The organism is Eikenella sp. HMSC061C02 (assembly GCF_001809035.1).
Taxonomy (GTDB): domain Bacteria; phylum Pseudomonadota; class Gammaproteobacteria; order Burkholderiales; family Neisseriaceae; genus Eikenella; species Eikenella corrodens.
In genome coordinates this window covers 1-20083 of the sequence record NZ_KV795565.1, presented here as the reverse complement: position 1 = coordinate 20083, position 20083 = coordinate 1, and the positions used below count along the sequence as shown (strand labels likewise).

23 protein-coding genes and 1 pseudogene are annotated in these 20083 nt (G+C 56.7%); 8 read left to right on the top strand and 16 right to left on the bottom strand.

The features are described from left to right. Positions 1-91: 91 nt before the first annotated feature. A complete protein-coding gene (rpe, locus tag HMPREF2541_RS09125; RefSeq protein ID WP_049258086.1) occupies positions 92-775 on the bottom strand; it encodes a ribulose-phosphate 3-epimerase in 684 nt (227 codons plus the stop codon). A gap of 183 nt (positions 776-958) precedes the next feature. On the opposite strand from rpe, the gene HMPREF2541_RS09120 reads away from it, so the two are divergent. Then, positions 959-1366, top strand: coding sequence for a Spy/CpxP family protein refolding chaperone (locus HMPREF2541_RS09120; protein ID WP_070543276.1), 408 nt, complete (start codon positions 959-961; stop codon positions 1364-1366). 135 nt (positions 1367-1501) lie between these two features. On the opposite strand, the gene HMPREF2541_RS09115 is transcribed toward HMPREF2541_RS09120, so the two are convergent. The 8 genes from HMPREF2541_RS09115 to pseG form a co-directional block, all read right to left on the bottom strand. Continuing rightward, positions 1502-2737: a sugar transferase gene (locus HMPREF2541_RS09115; protein WP_083296812.1), complete on the bottom strand. Its 1236-nt coding sequence runs from the start codon at positions 2735-2737 to the stop codon at positions 1502-1504. A gap of 54 nt (positions 2738-2791) precedes the next feature. Beyond that, positions 2792-3655, bottom strand: a complete 864-nt coding sequence (locus HMPREF2541_RS09110) for a glycosyltransferase family 2 protein (protein ID WP_070543274.1) — start codon at positions 3653-3655, stop codon at positions 2792-2794. Continuing rightward, on the bottom strand, positions 3652-4476 hold the full coding sequence (locus tag HMPREF2541_RS09105) for a beta-1,6-N-acetylglucosaminyltransferase (RefSeq protein WP_070543271.1): 825 nt from the start codon (positions 4474-4476) through the stop codon (positions 3652-3654). Before HMPREF2541_RS09105 ends, HMPREF2541_RS09110 begins: the two co-directional genes overlap by 4 nt. A 24-nt stretch (positions 4477-4500) precedes the next feature. Beyond that, positions 4501-5586: a glycosyltransferase family 52 gene (locus HMPREF2541_RS12240; protein WP_070543268.1), complete on the bottom strand. Its 1086-nt coding sequence runs from the start codon at positions 5584-5586 to the stop codon at positions 4501-4503. Next, positions 5579-6778 carry an oligosaccharide flippase family protein gene (locus tag HMPREF2541_RS09095; protein ID WP_070543265.1) on the bottom strand — a complete coding sequence of 400 codons (1200 nt, stop codon included), beginning with the start codon at positions 6776-6778 and terminating at the stop codon, positions 5579-5581. The genes HMPREF2541_RS12240 and HMPREF2541_RS09095 overlap by 8 nt, the downstream gene beginning before the upstream one ends. A 183-nt stretch (positions 6779-6961) precedes the next feature. After that, positions 6962-7252, bottom strand: coding sequence for a hypothetical protein (locus HMPREF2541_RS12235; protein ID WP_070543262.1), 291 nt, complete (start codon positions 7250-7252; stop codon positions 6962-6964). Between the two features lie 48 nt (positions 7253-7300). Further along, positions 7301-8353 (bottom strand): pseudaminic acid synthase, encoded by a 1053-nt coding sequence (gene pseI, locus HMPREF2541_RS09085; protein ID WP_070543260.1) that lies wholly within the window; start codon positions 8351-8353, stop codon positions 7301-7303. Between the two features lie 51 nt (positions 8354-8404). After that, entirely contained in the window at positions 8405-10075 is a 1671-nt protein-coding gene (gene pseG / locus HMPREF2541_RS09080) for a UDP-2,4-diacetamido-2,4,6-trideoxy-beta-L-altropyranose hydrolase (RefSeq protein WP_246824985.1), read from the bottom strand. 71 nt (positions 10076-10146) lie between these two features. Between pseG and HMPREF2541_RS09075 the strand changes: the two genes are divergently transcribed. Then, the gene (locus tag HMPREF2541_RS09075) at positions 10147-10419 is read left to right on the top strand and encodes a GNAT family N-acetyltransferase (protein ID WP_070543254.1); all 273 of its coding nucleotides are present in this window, start codon (positions 10147-10149) and stop codon (positions 10417-10419) included. 68 nt (positions 10420-10487) lie between these two features. Here the strand turns inward: HMPREF2541_RS09075 and HMPREF2541_RS09070 are convergent, their stop codons facing one another. The 4 genes from HMPREF2541_RS09070 to HMPREF2541_RS09055 all read right to left on the bottom strand — a co-directional run bounded on the left by HMPREF2541_RS09070 (position 10488) and on the right by HMPREF2541_RS09055 (position 13470). After that, positions 10488-11255, bottom strand: coding sequence for a pseudaminic acid cytidylyltransferase (locus tag HMPREF2541_RS09070; protein WP_070543252.1), 768 nt, complete (start codon positions 11253-11255; stop codon positions 10488-10490). A gap of 235 nt (positions 11256-11490) precedes the next feature. Next, the gene (locus HMPREF2541_RS09065; protein WP_070543249.1) at positions 11491-12216 is read right to left on the bottom strand and encodes a nitroreductase family protein; all 726 of its coding nucleotides are present in this window, start codon (positions 12214-12216) and stop codon (positions 11491-11493) included. A 104-nt stretch (positions 12217-12320) separates the two neighbouring features. Beyond that, positions 12321-13007: a histidine phosphatase family protein gene (locus tag HMPREF2541_RS09060; RefSeq protein ID WP_070543246.1), complete on the bottom strand. Its 687-nt coding sequence runs from the start codon at positions 13005-13007 to the stop codon at positions 12321-12323. A gap of 46 nt (positions 13008-13053) precedes the next feature. After that, entirely contained in the window at positions 13054-13470 is a 417-nt protein-coding gene (locus HMPREF2541_RS09055; RefSeq protein ID WP_070543243.1) for a YqaA family protein, read from the bottom strand. 146 nt (positions 13471-13616) lie between these two features. Between HMPREF2541_RS09055 and HMPREF2541_RS09050 the strand changes: the two genes are divergently transcribed. Both HMPREF2541_RS09050 and HMPREF2541_RS09045 read left to right on the top strand, forming a co-directional pair. Then, positions 13617-13841, top strand: coding sequence for a DUF1653 domain-containing protein (locus tag HMPREF2541_RS09050; RefSeq protein ID WP_064084619.1), 225 nt, complete (start codon positions 13617-13619; stop codon positions 13839-13841). Positions 13842-14073: 232 nt separating this feature from the next. Then, positions 14074-14886 (top strand): formate/nitrite transporter family protein, encoded by an 813-nt coding sequence (locus HMPREF2541_RS09045; protein ID WP_003822517.1) that lies wholly within the window; start codon positions 14074-14076, stop codon positions 14884-14886. Positions 14887-14956: 70 nt separating this feature from the next. On the opposite strand, the gene pseC is transcribed toward HMPREF2541_RS09045, so the two are convergent. From pseC to pseB, 3 genes are all read right to left on the bottom strand, one after another. Beyond that, positions 14957-16114: a UDP-4-amino-4,6-dideoxy-N-acetyl-beta-L-altrosamine transaminase gene (gene pseC, locus HMPREF2541_RS09040; protein WP_003822519.1), complete on the bottom strand. Its 1158-nt coding sequence runs from the start codon at positions 16112-16114 to the stop codon at positions 14957-14959. A gap of 118 nt (positions 16115-16232) precedes the next feature. Next, positions 16233-16796, bottom strand: a complete 564-nt coding sequence (locus tag HMPREF2541_RS12050; protein WP_179209331.1) for an Sbal_3080 family lipoprotein — start codon at positions 16794-16796, stop codon at positions 16233-16235. 103 nt (positions 16797-16899) lie between these two features. Further along, positions 16900-17898 carry a UDP-N-acetylglucosamine 4,6-dehydratase (inverting) gene (gene pseB, locus HMPREF2541_RS09035; RefSeq protein ID WP_003822522.1) on the bottom strand — a complete coding sequence of 333 codons (999 nt, stop codon included), beginning with the start codon at positions 17896-17898 and terminating at the stop codon, positions 16900-16902. A gap of 243 nt (positions 17899-18141) precedes the next feature. Between pseB and HMPREF2541_RS09030 the strand changes: the two genes are divergently transcribed. The 4 genes and pseudogenes from HMPREF2541_RS09030 to HMPREF2541_RS12045 all read left to right on the top strand — a co-directional run. Continuing rightward, on the top strand, positions 18142-18705 hold the full coding sequence (locus tag HMPREF2541_RS09030) for an alpha/beta hydrolase (RefSeq protein WP_003822524.1): 564 nt from the start codon (positions 18142-18144) through the stop codon (positions 18703-18705). 328 nt (positions 18706-19033) lie between these two features. Then, positions 19034-19462 carry a 50S ribosomal protein L13 gene (rplM, locus tag HMPREF2541_RS09025; protein ID WP_023887079.1) on the top strand — a complete coding sequence of 143 codons (429 nt, stop codon included), beginning with the start codon at positions 19034-19036 and terminating at the stop codon, positions 19460-19462. A 12-nt stretch (positions 19463-19474) separates the two neighbouring features. Continuing rightward, complete coding sequence (gene rpsI, locus HMPREF2541_RS09020; protein WP_003822527.1) at positions 19475-19867, top strand: 30S ribosomal protein S9; 393 nt, start codon at positions 19475-19477, stop codon at positions 19865-19867. Positions 19868-20007: 140 nt separating this feature from the next. After that, positions 20008-20083, top strand: a pseudogene (locus tag HMPREF2541_RS12045) (IS1595 family transposase); the annotation flags it as partial.

Genomic DNA, 20083 nt, shown 5'->3' with positions numbered 1-20083 from the left:
GCCATACCAAGTATGCCAAGGCAGCTCACGCAGCAGGAAGAAATGAAGCGCTTCCGCTGTATTTGAGAATTTCAGGTAGCCTTTTGCCGTATCAACCGCCGGCCTTTTCCAGCTGCCGACGCATTTCGGTAATCACCGCGGCGTAGTCGGGCTGATTGAAAATGGCGGAACCGGCCACGAAGGTGTCAGCACCGGCGGCAGCGACTTCGGCAATATTGTCGGCCTTGATGCCGCCGTCCACCTCAATCAGGATGCGGCGGCCGCTTTCGGCGGCGTAGAGGTCGGTGAGCGAGCGTACCTGTTCGATTTTCTCCAGTGTGTGCGGAATAAATTTCTGCCCGCCAAAACCGGGATTCACCGACATCAGCAGCACTACATCGAGCTTGTCTAAAACGTGCTCCAACACATACACCGGCGTAGCAGGGTTGAGCACCAGCCCGGCACGGCAGCCGCTGTCGCGGATCAGGCTCAGGCTGCGGTCGATATGGCGGCTGGCTTCGGGGTGGAAGGTGATGATGTCGGCACCGGCCTTGGCAAAGGCCTGAATCATTTCATCCACCGGCTCCACCATCAAATGCACATCCAGCGGCACGGTGGCATAAGGCTTGAGCGCGGCGCACACCATCGGCCCGAAAGTAAGGTTGGGCACGTAGTGGTTGTCCATCACATCAAAATGGATCCAGTCGGCTCCGGCAGCAATCACGCGCTGCACTTCTTCGCCCAAACGGGCGAAATCGGCAGATAAAATGCTCGGAGCGATACGGTAGTGGGTCATGTTGGTGCTTTCCTCTATAAATGGGACTATAATTCATCGCACATCGTGCCAAAAACGTAGTGATTTCCACTACATTGTTGTTTACACAGGTTTACCAAGATTATACCGTGTTTCACGCCGTCATTCGTATACTGACAGCAATAAATTTACTTGGTTCGACACTGAATCTAAAGAGTTAATCCCATGACTCCTCTTCCCCGCCGCCAAACCCTTTGCCGGATTGTGTTTTCCACCGTCCTGCTCACTTCCGGCAGCCTTGCCTTGGCCGACAGCCCTAACTGCGATATGCGCCAGCTTGCGCTCAGCAGCAGCCAACAGGAGCAGCTGCGCCAAGTGCGCGCCGAATACCGCCAACGGATGGACAACCTCGTGGCACAATCGCGCAACCTGCGCCAATACACCACACAGGCTTCCAATTTGGTGCTCTCCGGCCCGGTGTTCGATGAAAACATGGCACGGCATTATGTGAACGAAAAATACACCCCGCAAATGCAGCGCGAAGTGGAAAACCTGCGCGCCCAACACGCCCTGCTGCAAATCCTCACGCCGCAGCAGCGGCAGGAATGGCGTCGGCATTGCCAGTATCAATAAAATGCCCTGCCCGATTGAAAAGGCTACCTGAAATTTCAGGTAGCCTTTATTGTTTGGCCGACGATGCAGGTGAGGCTATCTGAAAGGGTAAGCCTCAAATATAACTAAAATGAGGTTCTCGCAGCAAACCAAACCCTATCTCGCGCCGAAGCCGGTGATGATTGTTTTCAGGGTTTTAAACAGAATCAGCACGTCCAGCGCGAAGGAGAAGTGCTTGATGTAGTAGAAATCGTGCTCGATTTTTACTTGGGTTTCGTCTGTGTTGCCCGCGTAGCCCTGCATCACCTGCGCCCAGCCGGAAAGGCCGGGACGCACGATGTGGCGGTAGCCGTAGAACGGGATGCTTTGTTCAAACTGCTGCACAAAGGCTTTCTGCTCGGGGCGCGGGCCGATGAGCGCCATGTCGCCTTTGATGATGTTCCAAAACTGCGGCAGTTCGTCCAGCCGGGTTTTGCGGATGAAGCGGCCGGTGCGGGTAACGCGCGCATCGCCTTCCTGCGCCAGTTGAGCGCCGTATTTTTCCGAATCGCACACCATGCTGCGGAATTTATAAATTTTAAACTCGCGTCCGCCGCGGCCCACGCGGTTTTGCACAAACAGCACCGGCCCCGGGCTTTCCAGCCGGATGGCCAGCGCGGTGGCCAGCATCAGCGGCAGGGTGAGCGGCAGGCTGGCCACCACCATCAAGGCTTCCAGCGCCTGCTTAATCGCCATATAGGCCGGGCTGGGCAGCAGCGAGCCTAAATCGTTTTCATACATATGCCGGATTTTCACGCGACCGGTGAGAGATTCCTCCACCTGGCGGATGTTGTAAACCGCAATGCCGCGCAAGGTGCAATCGGCCAGGAAACGCTGCCAATCCGCCCCCAAATCGGGCGCATGCAGATTGGTTACCACCGTATTTACGCGGCCGGTTTCAGGTAGCCTCGGCTCGGCAAGCTCGTGCCAGCGGATGTTGGATAGTTGTGGCAAATCGCGCATGCCTTCCACATCAATATAGTACAGATGGCGGATGTGCCGCTTTTCCAGCCAGGTTTCGGCAAACAGATACAACACCGTAAGCGCAAACCCGGCGGCCAGGTAATACACCGAATACGGCAGGCGCAACATGGCGGCAAACACCAGCGGCAGCCCCAGCCCGATGGCCGACACCGGAATCACCGACAGCTTGGAACGCTCGCCGGGGAAACGCGTCAGGTTGCGGCTCAAAGCGTAGGAGAGCAGCAGGCCGGCCAAGAGCAGGCTGTAGCTGGAAAGATTGGTGGCCGTGGGATGAGTCCACTCGCGCGGCGGCCAAAACCACCACGCCGGCGCAATCAGAATCACTAAGGCAGCGGCGACAAAGCGCAGAATCATTTTTATCGTTTTCATTATTTCCGTTATTTCTCGTTTGGCAGCTGGGTCAATCCCACGGGCTACCTGAAATTATTTCCGCAACAACACCCGATACACCCACTGCCGCGCCCCGTTCGGCAGCAGCCGCACCGGCAATCGCAGCAGTACGTTTTTCGCCCACTGCGACGCGCTCAAAAAGCCCGCACGGTAGAAGCGCCGCTGCATGGCCAACTCGTTTTTCGCATACGCCCAACCGCCGCGCCGCCGATACATTTCATCGCCCGCACGCGCATACACCAGCACTTCGGGCAGGTTGGCGAAACGGCAGCCGTTCAGCAGCATACGCACCCACAAATCGTAATCCTCATACAGCGGCGCGTGCTGATAATTACCCGCCGCCAGCACGGCCGATTTGCGGTAGCACACCGTCATGTGGTTGATGGGATTGCGGCTTTTGGCAAAGCGGGCAATTTCCTCGTGTTCGCAGGGCACGCGACGGCTGTGCGCGGTATCGGCCGGCGTGTGTTCAAACTCGTCAATCTGGCTGCCGCACACGTCAAGCTGCGGGTGCGCCGCCACAAAAGCCAGCTGCCGCGCGAAACGCTCGGGGTGGCAGATATCGTCGGTGTCCATGCGGCACACCCATTCGTGCTCACAGGCCTGCAAACCGGCATTCAGTGCCCGCCCCAGCCCCACGTTTTGCGGCAGCCGCACAATCTTCAGCGGTAGGCTGGCTGAAAAGCTTGCCACCACGGCTTCCAGGTTTTCAGGTAGCCCGCCGTCATACACCAGCACGATTTCGTTTGGCGGCAGGGTTTGCGCGGCCAAGCTGACCAAACATTGGCGCAGATATTCCGGCTGCTCGCGTGCATACAGCGACATCAACACGGAAAACGGCGACGCGCTTTCCACCGAAAGGCTACCTGAAAGTTGGTTTTGCGCTGGCGCCATCATGCCGCTGTTCCTTCTATCTCGTCTAAAAAGCGCAGCGCAGTATCGTCGTCCACTTTGCGTGCCAGCCAGTTTGGGCTGTGGCGCAAGGCTTGCAGCTCGGCCAAAGTCAGCGTATCGGGGTGGTTGCTGCCTGGAGCGAAACGGATGTGGCGGCGGTTGCTTGGGTACAACGTGATGCCTGCCGTTTCAGGTAGCCTTTTTGCCAGATATTGGAAGAAATGCTCGTCCGGGCAAAGCTTCTTGCGGAAAAAGGTGCAGGCCTGTTCATCTGCCGCGTTCAGCAGGGCTGCCAAGGCCGCACGGTCGGCAGAAAACCATTGGCTGCCGGCATAGGCCGTTTGCGCGGCGGGCAGGATTTTATCGGCTGCCTGAAACGCTTTGGTGAGCAATTTGCCGGGCAGGCGGCGCTGCCAGGTGGTGTCGGCATGCGGCGTGTTGAAACGCACGCGGTAGCGCAGGCGCGGCTCGGCACGGCATTCCAGCAGCAGGCTGCCACGCGGCAATTCGGCAAATTCGCGCTCGATTTGCGCGGGGGCGTGCAGCAACACGCAGTTGCCGCTCACGAGGTGCACAAAGCGGATGTCTACATCGGCCAGCGCGGCACGCATCAGGTGCAGAGTGGCTTCCACCATGCTGAAGCCCGCCCAGTGGATATTTACGCGCTGCAGAATCAGGCTCGCATTTGGCGGCAGGGGCGGCAACGCGCCGATATCCGCCTTGGCATCGTAGTGCAGCAGCAGGCGGATTTCGGGGTGGCACTCGGCCAGCCGCAGCCAATACAGCGGCGGGCGGTGGCACAAAATTAAAAAGGCGCTGCTCATAACGCTAAACAGTTATCGTGAAACTCACTCAATATCGATAATCGGAATGCCCAACTGCGCCATCACTTCATAAATCCGCACCACGCCGGGCGTGTGAAAGGCGGCTTCTGCGGGGCGCACGGCATACACGGTAGTGCGCGGGAAGGCGTGCACATTCAGCGCAGCGGTGCTAACGAGGTGGTACACCTCGAAGCGGGTACCAGGCTCGCAGCGCAGGCTTTCCAACAGATAGTCTTCAAAAATCAGCGGGCTGGCAATGTATTCGGCGCCGGATACGCGGTAGGTTTCGCGCGGGTGCGGGAAATATTCGCCAATCTCAAAACGGCGCAGCAGGCTTTCGGCCAGCGCGGCGTTATCTGCCGCGTTGGGCAGCAATGGCTGGCCAAGCAGGATGCGGCGGGTACGGACGGGCGTAGGGTTTGCGGCAGCCTCATCGGCCGTATTTTTTTCAGGTAGCCTTTCGTTTAAGCCACACTCATTCACTGCCCCATTTTCGCTTCTCAGCACCTCTCTGCCTTCGCTTTGGCGAAGCCCACCTTGCCCGCTTTCAGGTAGCCCTTGCCCGGCTATCGCCCACAAATCCAGCGGCACGGTGGGCGCGGCAATATTGGGCTGGCCGGGATAGAGCGTGTGGTGCCGACGCGAGAGGCGGCGCAGGTCTTCGGTTTGCAGGCGGATGCCGCGCAGGCGGTTCATCAGCTGCCGCTGGCGGTTGCTGCTGTTGCGGTAGAGCACGCTGCCGGGAATCAGGTTGCCCGTGCCGTCGTCGAAGGTTTCCAGCGCGGCAAAGCGGATGCGGTTCAGCACATATTGCACGTTTGGATTATCGATGCTGGCGGCAAAGGCGGTGGCGTATTCTTTATCCAGCCCGCGCAACAGGCGGGGCAGGCCCAGCTCGCGCCGCCATTTGCTTTGCGGAATCAGGGCATATTCGGCATGGCGGCTGCCCGCAGAGGCTACCTGAAAATAATGCCGAAACTTAGCATTGTCCGCATCTTCGTAGCACAGCATCAGCAAATCGAACGGCTCTGCGCGCTGCGCCATCAGCCGCTGCGCCATCAAGGCCTGCAGGGGCGTGAGGCAGATGATTAAATTCGCCAAATCAGCCATACGGTTTCACCTGCCGGAACAATATCGGGAAAATCAGCGCGTTGCCCGCAATCATCGCCAGCGGCACCCATTGGATGCCTACCCGCGCGGTGAGCAGCAACACCAGCAAATAGCCGCCTGCCGAGAGCAGCGAAGTGAGCGCGATGCGCTGGTTTTGCGCGTGGTAAAACAAATAATTCACCTGCAAATAATAGGGCACAGTCAAACCGAAACCCAGCAAAAACAGGCAAATATAGTAATGCACCCCCGCATACTGCGCTCCGAGCAGCCACAAAAACAACTGCTCCGGTATCAACCAAGCCACCAATGCCGGCAAGGGCGCAGCCAAGAGCGAAAACAGCGCCCAGCGGCGTACCGTGGCCGCCGTGATTTTGCCGCTGCGCAAGGCTTGGTAGTAATACGGCACGGTGGCTTTGTTTAGCGCCATCAACAGCACGCCCAGCACGCTGGCGGTTTGGTAGCCCGCCGAATACACGCCCAGCGTGGCGGCGGAATAGCCCTGATAAATCACCACGCGGTCGAACTGCCCTTTCACATAATTGCCCGCATGGTGAATCACTAAAGGCAGACCGAGCGCGAAAATATAGCGCAAAGCCTGCCGCACCCGCCGCCGGTTGAATCCCAGCCGCTGCCCGGCACTGCGCCGATAAAGCAGATAAGCCACCAGCGATACCAGCACATTGCCGACAAACAGCGCCAAAAAGCGCCGCTCCACCGGATAATCCGCACTCATTTCCAGCAGCCACACCGTGAGCACGGTGGTGAACAGGCTGCTGCCGAACTGAATGGCCGTATAGGCCAAGGCCTGTTTGCGGCATTGGCGCAGGCTCAGTTGCGTGGCCAGCACCGTTTGCGCCGCCGCCGCACACACCACCGAGGCCAACGCCAGCGAATGCAGCTGCCACGCCGCCAACAGGCCGATAAACGCGGCAAAAGCGGTATACAGCGCGCCGGCATACACCACGCTGTGCAGATTGCGCTGGCCGTATACATAGTAATACCGCGTAACCGCGCCATCCTGGCTCATGCCGAAGCCGATGAGCAGCAGCGAAAACGCCGCCTGATAATACGACAGCTCACCAAACCCCGCCGTGCCCAGCTTGCGCGTGAGATAAGGCAGCAGCAGGAAAGGCATGGCCTTGGCCAGCATTTCGCCGACTAGGTAAATGAGGCTGTCTTTTAGAATCTTCATATAGGAACTTTTCAGGTAGCCCCTAACACTGCCGTAAGACTACCTGAAACTTTAAGCTACTTATAAAAATGAACACATGGAATTTTTGCCAATATAACTGAAATAAGTATCCTGGCTGCTGCTATAAGGGAAAGCCGAGTTTCAGGTAGCCTTCGCTATTCACTCCCTATTCACCTTTGCGCCTCATGCCGGCGCGGTCACTTTCTTTTCTTTGCTTCGCCAAAGAAAAGAAAGCAAAAGAAAGGCGACTGCGGGCACAGGTTTGGCTTCGCCAAACTTCCCTCTCTCCGCACGGTTTTTCGGGCGGGCTCGCAACTTGCGGCTGCGCCGCTTCAAACATGCAAGCCCTTGTTTCCCGAAAAACCGCGCTCCATTCGGCTGCGCCAGCAGAACAGGCACAACCTCAACTGTTTTCTCCCCATATTTTGTGTTTGATTTCACAAAAAGCGAATTCCCAGCTTCGTTGGTACTCATGTTTTCAGGTAGCCTCAAACACCGCCTTAAGGCTACCTGAAACTTTTTCTACTCTTCCACGCAATCCCAATCGGTGGCCGTATTGGCCGCCACATCGCGGCGCAGGCGTTTGCCGATGAGCGCGTCGTAATGCTTGGGCGCCAGCCCGTAGCCGGGGCGCACGCTGCGGATGCAGTCGGCGCCGATGGTGTCGCCCGCTTTCATATCCTTCACAAAATACAGCGAACGGCGGAACTGGATATTGCCCTGCTCGCTCGATTTCAAACCGTAATCGGCCTGCCCCAGCGCCTGCCAGGCGGTATGACTGCTGCGGCACAGTTCGGCCAAATCCTGCGGTTCTAAAGAAAAACTGTCGTCCGGGCCGCCGCCGTTTCTGTCTAGTGTGAAATGTTTTTCGATCACGCACGCACCGAGCGCCACGGCGGCGATGGCGGTGGTGTTGTCCAGCGTGTGATCGGACAAACCCACCGGCACGCCGAAGCGCTGCGCCATATCGGGCAGCGTGCGCAGGTTGTAATCCGCCGCCGGTGCGGGGTAGCCGCTCACGCAGTGCAGCAGCACCAATTCCTTGCAGCCGCCTTCGCGCGCGGCGGCCACGGCTTCGGCGATTTCTTCGGCATCGGCCATGCCGGTGGACACAATCATCGGCTTGCCGGTTTGCGCCACATAACGGATCAGCGGCAAATCCACCGCTTCAAACGAGGCGATTTTGTAAGCCGGGGCGTCGAGGCTTTCCAACAAATCCACCGCCGTAAAGTCAAACGGCGAGCTGAACATGGTGATACCCTGCTCGCGGGCAAAATCAAACAGCGGCTTGTGCCATTCCCAAGGCAGATGCGCTTTTTGATACAGCTCGTGCAGCGTTTGCCCGTCCCACAGGCCGCCTTTTATTTGAAACTCGGGCGCGTTGCTGCGCAGCGTGATGGTATCGGCGGTGTAGGTTTGGATTTTAACGGCATCGGCACCGGTGGCCTTGGCCTGTTCTATGATGTTAAAGGCGGTTTGCAGGCTGCCGTTATGGTTGGCCGACATCTCGGCAATGATATAGGGCGGGTGGGCAGCGCCGATGGGGCGGCCGTTGATTTGGAATGCGGGTTTCATGGGTGGTTTCGGTTTCAGGTAGCCTTCATGGGGAGGCTGCCGTTTTAGCGGTTAATACAAAAAATCTTCGGCACCAAGCACAAATGACAAGGCCTGCTGCGCCTCCTGCCCGGCTGCCTTATCCGCCGGGCGGAAACCGAGCCTGCGGTGCAGGGCCAGGCTGGCGGCGTTATGCGGCAACACTTGGCCGCGCACTTCGTGCATATTCAGGCGGCAGAAAGCGTATTGTAACGCCAGCTGCCCCAATGTGCCGCCGTGGCCTTGGCCGCGCGGGCAATCGGGCGCAAGGTAGAAGCCCCATTCGCAGCGGCCGCCGCCCAGGTGTTTGAAGCTGGCATAGCCCTGCGCCGTGCCGCCGGCTTCATACAGCAGCATAGTGAACTCGGGATTGGCCAGCTGGCGGGCAAACCATGCCTGATGCCCGTCCCAAGCGATTTCCCCGCTATCGAACATAAAGCGGCGAATCTCGGGATGATTGCGCCACTCAAACAGGCGGCGGCAGTCGGCAGGCGTGGCGGGTCGCAGCACGGCAGGCGCGAAATCGGCTAAATTATTGGCTGCCCGCAGCGCGCCGTGCCCATCGCACAGCGCGGCGGCGCGGCGGCTTTGTTCTGCCCGCAGGGCAGGCGTTTCGGCCAGCAGTCGGGTCAGGCTAGCAGGCAAATCCGCCATATCAGCCACGCTCGCCACGCCAGCCTGCTGCAAGGTTTCGGCGATGCCGCGTTGGTTTTCCGCCAACACCAGCATCATGGTGGGCAATCCCAGGCAGCAGCGTTCCCACGAAGTGCTGCCCGCCGCGCCGATGGCCAAATCGGCTTCGGCCATCAGTTCGGCCATATTGTTTGCGCCCACCAGCACGCGGCAAGGATACGGCGCGCCATCGGCAAAAGCCTGCACAGCAGCGGTGTGCGGCGCGGTTTTACCCATCACCACGGTAACGCGGCAGGCGGCAGGCAGGCTACCTGAAAGCGCCTGCAACACCACCAAAGTATGGTTATCCTTATCCACGCCGCCCAAGTTCACCAAAATATGCTTCAGGTAGCCTTTGTCGGCTTGGGCAGCACGGCGTTGCAGGCTTGCCTCGCGCCACGCTGCAAATTCTTCGCGCAGTAGGGCGTAGCGCGTGCCGGTGAGCAGGCGGCAGGCAGGCGGCACCAGGCCGACGTAATCGGCAGGGGTGTGGCCGAGGTTTTGATCCAGCAGCAAATCGGCGGCGTGGGGGCGGTCGGCCAAATCGTCTATCGCCATCAGGCGGCTGCCCGCGGCAGCTTTGGCGGCCTGCTCCCACTCGGCGGATAAGGCATAGTGGTCGCAAATAATCCAATCCGGCGCAAAAGCGCGGATATGCGGCACGCAATCGGCGGCATCCTGCGCCTGTGATACCGGCAGCCAATGGGCATGGGCTGGCTTAAAGTGCGTTGCTGTCTTCGCTTCGTTTTGGCAAAGCTCACTGCGTTCATTTCTGCTACGCAGAAGCTCGCTGAATTCGCGTTCAGGTAGCCTTCCGGCCTGCGGCGGCACGGGCAGCAACACCAAGCCGAAACCGGCGCGCTCGATGGTTTCGCCCAAATGGCCGGGTAGCGCACGGCAGATAAAACGCACCTCATGGCCGCGCCGCGAAAGCTCATGCGCCAGCGTGAGGCAGCGCATGATGTGGCCACTGCCGATTTGGAGGGACGCGTCTGCACGGATTAAAATCTTCATCGTTTGGTCTTTAATCAAGGGCTACCTGAAAGCGAACGCAGCCTTCTGTGTAGCAAAAACACAGGCTACCTGAAAACAGGAAAACCATTATGCGCACCATCACCCACAACCCGGCCGCACAACGCTTCGAATACACCGAACACGGCGCAACCTATTATGTGTCCTACCGCGCCGAAGGCGGCCTCTGGCAACTGTTGCACACCGAAGCGCCGGCCAGCCCCTACGGGCGCGGCATCGCTGCCGACATCGTCCGCACCGCGCTGGAAGAAGCGCGGCGGCAGGGCATGAAAATCCGTAGCGACTGCCCGTTCGTAATCGGCTATCTCGCCTTTCATCCCGAATTTGCCGATGTGGAAGCCTAAAGGCTACCTGAAAGTGAGTACCGTGCGCTTCTGCGCGGCAAAAGGCGCAGCGGGGCTTGCTAATCCGGCTAACCGCCCATCTCCTGCAACACCCGCCACATCAGTTCCGCCCGCGCCCAATCTTCCAGCGTATCAATATCCTGCACACGATAGCGCGGCAGTTTCAAGGCAGCAGAACGGCTGTTGAAAATCGGTTTTTCCGCCAGCCAAGCCTCGGCACTGCCCCAATAAAACTGCCCCGCATCGTGCCAGGCGTGCTCCAAATCCTGCGAGCGCACGGCAAAATTCTCCGGCTGAAACATCGACACGCCGCCCTGCCCGTCCAGCCGCAGGGCCCGCTGGATAGGAAAGGGGAAATCGGTTACCGAAAAGGCATAATCGCCGCCGCTTTGGCGCAGCGTATCCAGCCCGCGCTGTAAATCAGTTGGGCGCACAAACGGCGCAGTGGCATACAGGCAGCAGACTTCGGGCAAGGCTGGCTTGGGGTTAGCTGAACAATCCGGCTGCCCGCTTTTGCCGTGCAACAACCCGCTGCGCTCGCTTTCAGGTAGCCTCTCCGCCAACAGCGTGGCAACGGCATGACGCATCACAGCGCCGGTGGTGGCGAAATCATCCGCCAGCTCGGGCGGGCGCACAAACGGGATTTCCGCGCCGTATTGCCGCGCCACGGCGGCGATTTCTTCATCATCGGTCGACACCGCCACACGCGTAAAGCAGCCGCTCTCCAGTGCTGCTTCGACGGAATAGGCAATCATCGGCTTGCCGTTGAATGGCTTGATATTTTTGCGCGGAATGCGTTTGCTGCCGCCGCGGGCGGGAATGATGCAAAGGGTCATAAGATAGAAGTTTTAGCCGGCCTTTGGCAAGCTTGGCGAATACGGTTTATTAAGGCGGAGATTATAGCTGATTTGGGCAGGCAGCCGCAGCGGTTTGCGATGGGTGCAGGCAGGGATTGCGGTGGCTGCAACAAGGGTTTCGGCGGAGCCTTGGTATGGCAAATATAAAATCCGACCGTTTATCAAAAAGGCTACCTGAAACTTTTCAGGTAGCCTCAAATTTATGTGCGGCGCTTCAAATATGCCGATACACCTCATCAAACGGCAGGCGGTAGCGTTCGCCCCAAATGCCGTGGCCTTCTTTGCGGATACCGCAGGAAACAACCATGTTGATTTCCGCGCCGCGCGGCAGGTTCAGAATACGTTTCACGCGGCGGCTGTCCAGCCCTTCCATCGGGCAGGTGTCGTAGCCGGCTTCGGCCATGGCGAGCATGAAGGTTTGTGCCGCCAAGCCGCAGCTTTTGTGCACCACGATACGCATATCGGCTTCAGACACGTCACGCATCATCGGGCGGAACAAGCCGATGCTCCATGAGAGCATTTTGCGGAACGCACCGAGCAGGCCGAAGCAGCGAGCATAAACAAAGGGCATGAGTTTGTTGCGGTAGCCTTCTTCCGCCTGAATGCGTTTGGCCTGTTTTTCGGGCGGACTGTTGCGTTGGATGTTGCCGCGCTCAAAATCGAGCACGGTTTGGGCGCGGCTGCGGTGCAGGTCTTGGCGGGTAACGAACACCACCATCTGCGGCGCGGTGGCGGCGGCTTTTTGGCCGAGGCAGGCTTCGGCGAGCTGCTTCAGCACGGCGGCATCGGTGATGTGGTAGAACTCGTAAAGCTGCATATTGGAGCTGCTGGGGGCCAGCTGGGCGAGGCGCAGGCATTGGCGCACGGTGTCGGCATCAATGGGTGCGTCGCCGTAGTGACGCACGGAGCGGCGGCGTTCGAGGGCTTGTTGCAGGGTCATGATTACTCCTTCAGGTAGCCTGAAAACATTATTTTAAACAATGCTTAAAATGATTGCATTAATCCTTGGCAAGTGCAGGCGGTGGCCTTGCACCATTCGGTGCCTTACTCTGCCACCGGGCCGCGTTGAAACACCAGCCGCAAATCTTCTCGGCAGCTGCCGGAGAGCGTCCACACGGCGGTATTCGGCATAGGCAGGGCGGTTTGAAAAGCACGGAAGGCAGCCATATCGGCAGGAGAGGCTACCTGAAAGCCTAAAAGTTTCCAGGCCAATAAGGCAATCCAAATCCCGTGGCCGAACAATAAGCTGCCATCGGGCAACTGATGCCATTGCTGCAAAAACGCTTCCAGCCGTGTATCGAAATCGGCAAAGCTGTCCGCGCCCTGCCCCACTCGCTCGTCCACATCGCCGCGCTGCCAATAGGCTTGGGCAAGAGGCTTGCGCTCGCCAGGGCTGAGCTTGGCGATCAAATCGAATGGCAGATAGGAAAATTCGTTTAAACAGGGCAACTCAGCGGGCTCGATGCCGTAGTGCCGGCAATAGGGCGCGGCGGTTTCGTGGGTGCGGCGCATTTGGGATACAAACACCGAGCGGCTTGAGGGTTTGCCGTGCGGCGGCGCACTATTTTCGTGTGGACGCAACTCGCTGTGTTTGCTTTCAGGTAGCCTGGCAACGAGTTCGGCGGCTTGGCGGCGGCCGATGTCGCTCAATGGAAGCTCGCGGTCGGGCAGCGGCGCACCGCCGGCGTTGGCGTGGCTTTGGGCATGGCGGATGAGGTAGAGAGTTTTCATGTTTTTCTGTCCCATCTCATAAGGATAGTTTTCAGGTAGCCCACAATCAAAGCAACCACTCCACTCCCTGCCAAATCAAAGCATAGCGGACAAACTTGCCCACTGCCAGCGCTGTGGCGCATGCCCACGCGTTCAAACGCAGCCAGCCGGCGGCCAGGGGCAAAGCATCGCCGGCCACGGGCAGCCAAGCCAAAAGCAGCAGCCATGCGCCGTACCGCTGCAGCAGGCTCACGGCTCGGGGAGACAGTTTGCTTTGGCCGCGTTCCGGCAGTTGGCGGCCGAGCCAATAGGAAGTGAGGCTGCCCAAGGTGTTGCCGCTGCCTGCCGCCAGCCAGACCGCCCACGCGGCTTCTGGGCGCTGCCATAAGAAGGCGGCAAATGCGGCCTCAGACGTGCCAGGCAGCAGCGTGGCGGAAGTGAAAGCGGAAAACCACAGTGCGGCGAGTAGGGAGAAATCAGACATCATCAATGGCGTTGCAGGCTAGCTGAAAAATGAAAATAAGGTTTCCGAAAAAAGCCGAGTTGCGGCGCAGCTAAAACCAGAACACCCAAGCAAGCAGCCAACAGGTTTAGGCTATAATCAGGGCTTCATTTTACAAGGAAAACGCCATGCCCCACACCCTGCCCCGCGGCCTTTACCGCCACTACAAAGGTAATCTCTACGAACTGCTGCACACGGCGCGGCACAGCGAAACGGAAGAGCCGCTGGCGGTGTACCGCGCGCTCTATGGCGACTACGGCGTGTGGGTGCGCCCGCTGGCGATGTTTGCGGAGGAAGTGGCAACGGAAAACGGCTCTGTGGCGCGGTTTGCGCTGGTGAAGGCGTTTGACTGAGCGCAGAAATACAAAAGGCTACCTAAACATACGGCGCAATGCAGTCAAAATGCGTTGGATGTGTTTCAGATAGCCTTTATTGCGTTTTGAAGGCTACCTGAAAGTGCCCACTTGCTTCTGCGCCAAACCGGCTTATAACCGGCAGCAATTTCCATAAAAGTAATCATTCTTTCACAAAATGCCGTGTGCTTGATACAGTTTGCCAACGTTGAACTGCCGATAAGGACAAGCCATGAATTTTGTGAAACCGGAACATTTGCGCGACTTCTACCCCCATGAAATCTTGCAGGATTCTCTGCAGAAAGCTCAGGCCAAATCAGGCTCGAGTCTGAAAACGCTGGCGATTTTGAGCTTTCTGGGCGGCGGTTATGTGGGCTTCGGCTATTTGGCGTTTTTAAAAGTGGTTACCGGCATTCCGCCCGAATGGCCGGGCCTGGCCAACTTGCTGGGCGCGGCCGTGTTCCCTATCTGTCTGATTTGTATTTTGATTGGCGGCGGCGAGCTGGCCACGGGCAATATGATGCTGATGGGGCTGGGCTGGTTTGGCAAAAGAATCAATGTGGCCAACCTGATGCGCAACTGGCTGATTGTGAGCTTGGGCAATTTGGCCGGTGCTTTGTGTATGGCGTATTTCCTCGGGCATTTCGTGGGCTTGACCGAAGGCGTGGCGGCGGCGAAAACCGTTGCCATTGCCGAAGCCAAGGTGGGCATGAGCTTTGGCCGTTCGTTTGTGTCGGCCATTGCCTGCAACTGGATGGTGTGCATGGGTATTTGGTTTTATTTCGGCGCGAAGCAGACTTCGGGGCGAATTTTGGCGATGTGGTTTCCGGTGATGACCTTTGTGCTGATTGGGCTGCAACACTTTGTGGCCAATATGTTTATCATCCCGGCCGGCATTTTTGCGGGAGCGAATGTGTCGTGGGGGCAGTTTTTTGCCAATATGATTCCCGTGTTTCTAGGCAATGTGGCCGGCGGCACGGCGTTTGTGGCGGCTTCGTATCTGCACGCGTATAAGCATTTATTGAAAGACGATTATTCGATTTAGCTGTCATACCATGCGGTTAAAAGGCTACCTGAAAACCGGTTTCAGGTAGCCTTTGTCGTGTTTGCGGTCACTAGCTGAAAGCCCGCTCCAATGCTTCCACTACTTTATCCTGTTCGGCTTCGGTCAGCCCGAAATACAGCGGGATGCTGATTGCGCCAGCGTAGTAGGCTTCGGCGGCAGGGAAGTCGCCCGGCTTAAAGCCGAAGTGTTGGCGGTAATAAGGCTGGGTGTGCACGGGAATGTAGTGCACATTGGCGCCGATGCCGTTTTGCCGCAGGAAGTCGAACACCTGGCGGCGTGTTTTGCCGCTGTCGGCGCGCACTTGCGCGGGATAGAGGTGCAGGGCGGAGCGGTTTTGCGGGTTGCGCTGCGGCAGAATAAGCGGCAGGTGGGCAAGCAGGCGGTCGTATCGCGTGGCCAGATCGTGGCGGCGGGCGACGAATTCGTCGATGCGGGTCATCTGGCTCACGCCGAGGGCGGCTTGCAGTTCGGTCATGCGGTAGTTGTAGCCGAGGTCGATTTGCTGGTAATACCAAGCGCCGTCCGGCTCTTGAGCCATTTCTTCGGGATTGCGGGTGATACCGTGGCTGCGTAGCAGGGCGAGTTTGGCCGCAAGCTCCGAGCTGTTGGTGAGGGCGGCACCGCCTTCGGCAGTGGTGATGATTTTGACGGGGTGGAAACTGAATACGGTGATGTCGCTATATTGGCAGTTACCAACTTTGCCGCCCTGATAACTACCGCCGACGGCGTGGGACGCGTCTTCGATGATTTTGAAACCGTATTCTTTTGATAGTTCGTGTATTTTCCGCATATCGCAGGGTTCGCCCGAGAAGTGAACTGGCACAACGATTTTGGGCAGGCTACCTGAAACTTTGGCTGCTTTCAGCTTGGCTTCCAGCGCGGCGGGGGACATATTCAGCGTGTTCGGATCAATATCTACAAAATCCACGTCTGCGCCGCAATAGCGGGCACAGTTGGCGGAGGCGGTGAAGGTGATGGGGGATGTCCACAGGCTGTCGCCTTTGCCTAAGCCGAGGGCGAGGCAGGCGAGATGCAGGGCGGAAGTGGCACTGTTTACGGCCACGGCATGCTGCGCTCCGCAGTAGTTTTTCAAGCTGTCTTCAAAGGCAGGCACTTGCGAGCCTTGGGTAAGGAAGTCGGATTGGAGCACACGCACAACGGCGGCAATGTCGGCTTCGGAAATGGTTTGGCGGCCGTAGGGGATCATTTGGAGTCCTTGAGTTGGATAGATGGGATTTGTTGTGGAAATGGCTTTTCTGATGCGTAGCTGCTGGGATTTTATTTTCAGGTAGCCTGTACGAATGCAGGCTACCTGAAATTAGGTTTTAATTATTGCCCATATTCTCGTTTATCATCGGCTGCTCCTGCTCTATTTGCTGAGGTTGTTGCTGCTGCATAGGAACAGGGGAAACTCGTGGCTGAGTAACTGTTGTAGGAGCTCCTTGTTTTACACCACTTCGTCCTAACAATTGATCAATGACAGGTTCCATTTTGGTTTGTGTAGAAGCAAATTTTGTCAATGCCAGACCGCCACCGCCTCGCAAATGATATTCTGCCTGCGCAATTTGTCTTCCTTCTTTCCAAAGATATAATTCGGCATGTGATAGGTAAGTAGTTACGTCCCAAGAACGCAAAGCAGTATAAGTCATAGAATAAACACAACCTTGTGCTGATTTATTTTCTACAACTTGCGACTGAATATTATGATATGCCAACCGATTTTGCAGTACGCTAACAAAATCTCTAACCTGCACACGCGGGTTATTCTCAATACAGATTTCCCTGATATCTTCAGCTGCACTAACAGGTTGAACCGTAATCGATGTACATGCAGAAAGGACGGTTGCTCCTAGCAATGCTGCCAAAAGTCTCTTTTGATTTGAATACATAATTTTCTCCTTTAAATGTCTCCATCATAAAATTCAGGCTACCTGAAAATTGTTCAACTAGTTTTAACTTCATTGAAGCTGCTCTTTCAGGTAGCCTTCTCTATCAAATCGCGCCGATTTTCTCTTTGTTCGCCGCAATCCACGCCTGCAATTCCTCCCGCGTCATCCATTCCGTGTTGTTGTCGCTGGCATACACGAAGCCTTCGGGCACTTTCACGCCGTTTTTAATGCGCTCGGGCGTTTCGTCCCAGCCGTTGATGGCGGGCAGGATTTTGAAGTGTTCGGGGTATTCGTAGGTGTGGAACGAGTCTTCCGCGCCAATCATCTGCTCGTGCAGTTTTTCACCTGGGCGGATGCCGACGGTTTCCTGCGCGCATTCGGGGGCGGCGGCGGCGGCCAAATCGCAAATGTTCATGGACGGGATTTTTTTCACATAAATTTCGCCACCCACCATGTCGTCAAACGCGTGCCACACCAGCTCCACGCCCTGTTCCAGCGAAATCATGAAGCGGGTCATGCGCGGGTCGGTAATCGGCAGCGTGCCGCGTGCGCGCTGGGTGAGGAAAAACGGGATTACCGAGCCGCGCGAGCCCATCACGTTGCCGTAGCGCACCACGGCGAAGCGGCAGCCGTGTTCGCCGGAATAGGCGTTGCCGGCCACGAAGAGTTTGTCGCTGGCGAGTTTGGTGGCGCCGTATAAATTGACAGGGCTGCTGGCTTTGTCGGTGGACAGGGCGACGACGCGCTTCACGCCTTTGTCGATGCAGGCGTCAATCAGGTTCATTGCGCCGTTGATGTTGGTTTTCACACACTCGAACGGGTTGTATTCGGCGGTGGGGACGATTTTGGTGGCGGCGGCATGGACGACGTAATCCACGCCGTCAAGCGCGCGGTAGAGGCGGTCTTTGTCGCGTACGTCGCCGATGAAGAAGCGCACGCGTTTGTCGCCCTGAAATTTTTTCGCCATTTCCCACTGCTTCATTTCGTCGCGGGAGAAGATGATGATTTTCTTGGGATTGTATTTGGCTAGGGTCATGGGCACGAAGGTGTTGCCGAACGAGCCGGTGCCGCCGGTTACGAGGATGGTGGAATTAGAAAGCATGGATAACCTGTTGTTTTAGCTTAATAGGACAGCTGATTCCACCGCAAAATCATCTTAATGGAAACAGCGTAATATGAAGTGGCGGATTATAGCACCGGCATCCAACGGCTTCTATCGTGCCGCAGGCTACCTGAAAAGTGGCAGCACAGCCTCTCCAAACTACACTTATAGCCGTGCCAAAGTAGGAATAACAGTATATAGACTCCCCCACGTTACTCCTCTTTAGAGTAGCCATGCATTACAATGATGCTTTTCCCCTACTCCACCCTACCGCCTATGTCTGCCGCCCAAGACCTTACCCTGCTCCTCGTGCGTGACGCTGCCGAGCCGGAAATGTGGATAGACATTTGGGCACGCAGTTATCCGCTGGTGCAACAAGTATCTTGCGCTGCCGATGAAGGCATTGCCCAATGGCAAAGTAAAATCAACACAGCGTGGCGGCTTATTCCCGGCCAGGCCATGATTGTGGCACACGGCGCAGGCGTACCGGCCGTCATGGCCTGGCAGTTCCAAAATAGCATGCGCAGCCAACAACGCATTTGCGGCATGATTTTGGTCTCTCCCCTGCAATCTGCCTGCATGGATGATGAATGGCATACCTTGAAACGCGCCCGTACCAACTGCAAAGCCGCTTTAGTAATTGGGCAAGATGAAAATCCACTGTGCCCAACCGACTGGGCAAGCGATACCGCCACCATCTGGCAAGCCAGGCTGTTACGCGCACCGCAGTCCGGCCACCTCAACCAGCGCTTGGGCGGCTGGCAATGGGGCATGCGGCTGATGCAGGAAATGTTGTGGGATGACTAATATCCTTGGCGCTACGGGCAATACGGTTTTCAGGTAGCCTCTACACTCTTTGTTGCGTCTCGCATGCGTCAATTAAACCGGTATAAAATAAATATAATCGGTTGAAATTATGTATATTATCTCCACCAACGCCTGTCCAAACAATGTTAAACGGTAGCAACAATTGAAAGCTTATCTATATATACGGCTTTCCTCCCTGTCTTGCCTTACTGCAACAATGTATAGGGATTACGCCATAAATTCCGTTTCCGCTCAGGATAAACATTGACAGTAAACCGCTTAATCTTTAAAATTAAAGTTTTCTTATATTAATTTGGATTTTCCTGCTATGAAAACCTTCTCAGCCAAACCGCACGAGGTGAAGCGCGAATGGTATGTCATTGATGCCCAAGACAAAGTTCTGGGTCGCGTGGCTACCGAAGTCGCCCGTCGCTTGCGTGGCAAACACAAGCCCGAATACACCCCGCACGTAGATACTGGCGACTACATCATTGTAGTTAATGCCGACAAGCTGCGTGTTACCGGTGATAAAAATGAAGGCAAAATCTACTACCGTCACTCTGGCTTCCCTGGCGGCATCTACCAGCGCACTTTCCGGGAAATGCAAGACAAATTCCCCGGCCGCGCTCTAGAACAAGCTGTTAAAGGCATGTTGCCTAAAGGCCCCTTGGGCTACGCCATGATCCGCAAGCTGAAAGTGTACGCTGGCAGCGAACATCAGCATGCCGCCCAACAACCCAAAGTATTGGAAATTTAAGGACACCATTTTATGAACGGTAAATACTACTACGGCACTGGCCGTCGCAAGAGTTCTGTAGCCCGTGTGTTCCTGCAAAAAGGTTCCGGTCAGATTGTGGTAAACGGTCGCCCCGTTGACGAATTTTTCGCTCGCGAAACCAGCCGCATGGTGGTGCGTCAGCCCTTGGTTCTGACTGAAAATGCTGAAGCATTCGATATTATGGTAAACGTGTGCGGCGGCGGCGAAACCGGCCAATCCGGTGCCATCCGTCACGGCATCACTCGCGCCCTGATCGACTATGATGCAGGTTTGAAATCTGCCCTCTCTCAAGCTGGCTTCGTTACCCGCGATGCCCGTGAAGTGGAGCGCAAGAAATTCGGTCTGCGCAAAGCACGTCGCGCCAAACAGTTCTCCAAACGTTAATTCGTTTATATTGCAAAAGAGCCGGCTTCCCCGGCTCTTTATTTATACACAAACATTTAAGAGGCTACCTGAAAATCTCAGGTAGCCTTAAATGCTTAAAGAATACTATTTATGACGCCCTACCTTGTTCACCTAGCTAGCTGCCGATTATCCAGGAGAAGGTAAGGCCGGACAGCGTGGTTTATACTGATTGCCACAGTGCCTACAATGTATTGG

Bases quoted from the DNA above. Each gene is read 5' to 3' on its own strand.
- rpe (WP_049258086.1), bottom strand. From the start codon at position 775: ATGACCCACTACCGTATCGCTCCGAGCATTTTATCTGCCGATTTCGCC.
- HMPREF2541_RS09120 (WP_070543276.1), top strand. From the start codon at position 959: ATGACTCCTCTTCCCCGCCGCCAAACCCTTTGCCGGATTGTGTTTTCC.
- HMPREF2541_RS09115 (WP_083296812.1), bottom strand. From the start codon at position 2,737: ATGAAAACGATAAAAATGATTCTGCGCTTTGTCGCCGCTGCCTTAGTG.
- HMPREF2541_RS09110 (WP_070543274.1), bottom strand. From the start codon at position 3,655: ATGATGGCGCCAGCGCAAAACCAACTTTCAGGTAGCCTTTCGGTGGAA.
- HMPREF2541_RS09105 (WP_070543271.1), bottom strand. From the start codon at position 4,476: ATGAGCAGCGCCTTTTTAATTTTGTGCCACCGCCCGCCGCTGTATTGG.
- HMPREF2541_RS12240 (WP_070543268.1), bottom strand. From the start codon at position 5,586: ATGGCTGATTTGGCGAATTTAATCATCTGCCTCACGCCCCTGCAGGCC.
- HMPREF2541_RS09095 (WP_070543265.1), bottom strand. From the start codon at position 6,778: ATGAAGATTCTAAAAGACAGCCTCATTTACCTAGTCGGCGAAATGCTG.
- HMPREF2541_RS12235 (WP_070543262.1), bottom strand. From the start codon at position 7,252: ATGAGTACCAACGAAGCTGGGAATTCGCTTTTTGTGAAATCAAACACA.
- pseI (WP_070543260.1), bottom strand. From the start codon at position 8,353: ATGAAACCCGCATTCCAAATCAACGGCCGCCCCATCGGCGCTGCCCAC.
- HMPREF2541_RS09075 (WP_070543254.1), top strand. From the start codon at position 10,147: ATGCGCACCATCACCCACAACCCGGCCGCACAACGCTTCGAATACACC.
- HMPREF2541_RS09070 (WP_070543252.1), bottom strand. From the start codon at position 11,255: ATGACCCTTTGCATCATTCCCGCCCGCGGCGGCAGCAAACGCATTCCG.
- HMPREF2541_RS09065 (WP_070543249.1), bottom strand. From the start codon at position 12,216: ATGACCCTGCAACAAGCCCTCGAACGCCGCCGCTCCGTGCGTCACTAC.
- HMPREF2541_RS09060 (WP_070543246.1), bottom strand. From the start codon at position 13,007: ATGAAAACTCTCTACCTCATCCGCCATGCCCAAAGCCACGCCAACGCC.
- HMPREF2541_RS09055 (WP_070543243.1), bottom strand. From the start codon at position 13,470: ATGTCTGATTTCTCCCTACTCGCCGCACTGTGGTTTTCCGCTTTCACT.
- HMPREF2541_RS09050 (WP_064084619.1), top strand. From the start codon at position 13,617: ATGCCCCACACCCTGCCCCGCGGCCTTTACCGCCACTACAAAGGTAAT.
- HMPREF2541_RS09045 (WP_003822517.1), top strand. From the start codon at position 14,074: ATGAATTTTGTGAAACCGGAACATTTGCGCGACTTCTACCCCCATGAA.
- pseC (WP_003822519.1), bottom strand. From the start codon at position 16,114: ATGATCCCCTACGGCCGCCAAACCATTTCCGAAGCCGACATTGCCGCC.
- HMPREF2541_RS12050 (WP_179209331.1), bottom strand. From the start codon at position 16,796: ATGTATTCAAATCAAAAGAGACTTTTGGCAGCATTGCTAGGAGCAACC.
- pseB (WP_003822522.1), bottom strand. From the start codon at position 17,898: ATGCTTTCTAATTCCACCATCCTCGTAACCGGCGGCACCGGCTCGTTC.
- HMPREF2541_RS09030 (WP_003822524.1), top strand. From the start codon at position 18,142: ATGATGCTTTTCCCCTACTCCACCCTACCGCCTATGTCTGCCGCCCAA.
- rplM (WP_023887079.1), top strand. From the start codon at position 19,034: ATGAAAACCTTCTCAGCCAAACCGCACGAGGTGAAGCGCGAATGGTAT.
- rpsI (WP_003822527.1), top strand. From the start codon at position 19,475: ATGAACGGTAAATACTACTACGGCACTGGCCGTCGCAAGAGTTCTGTA.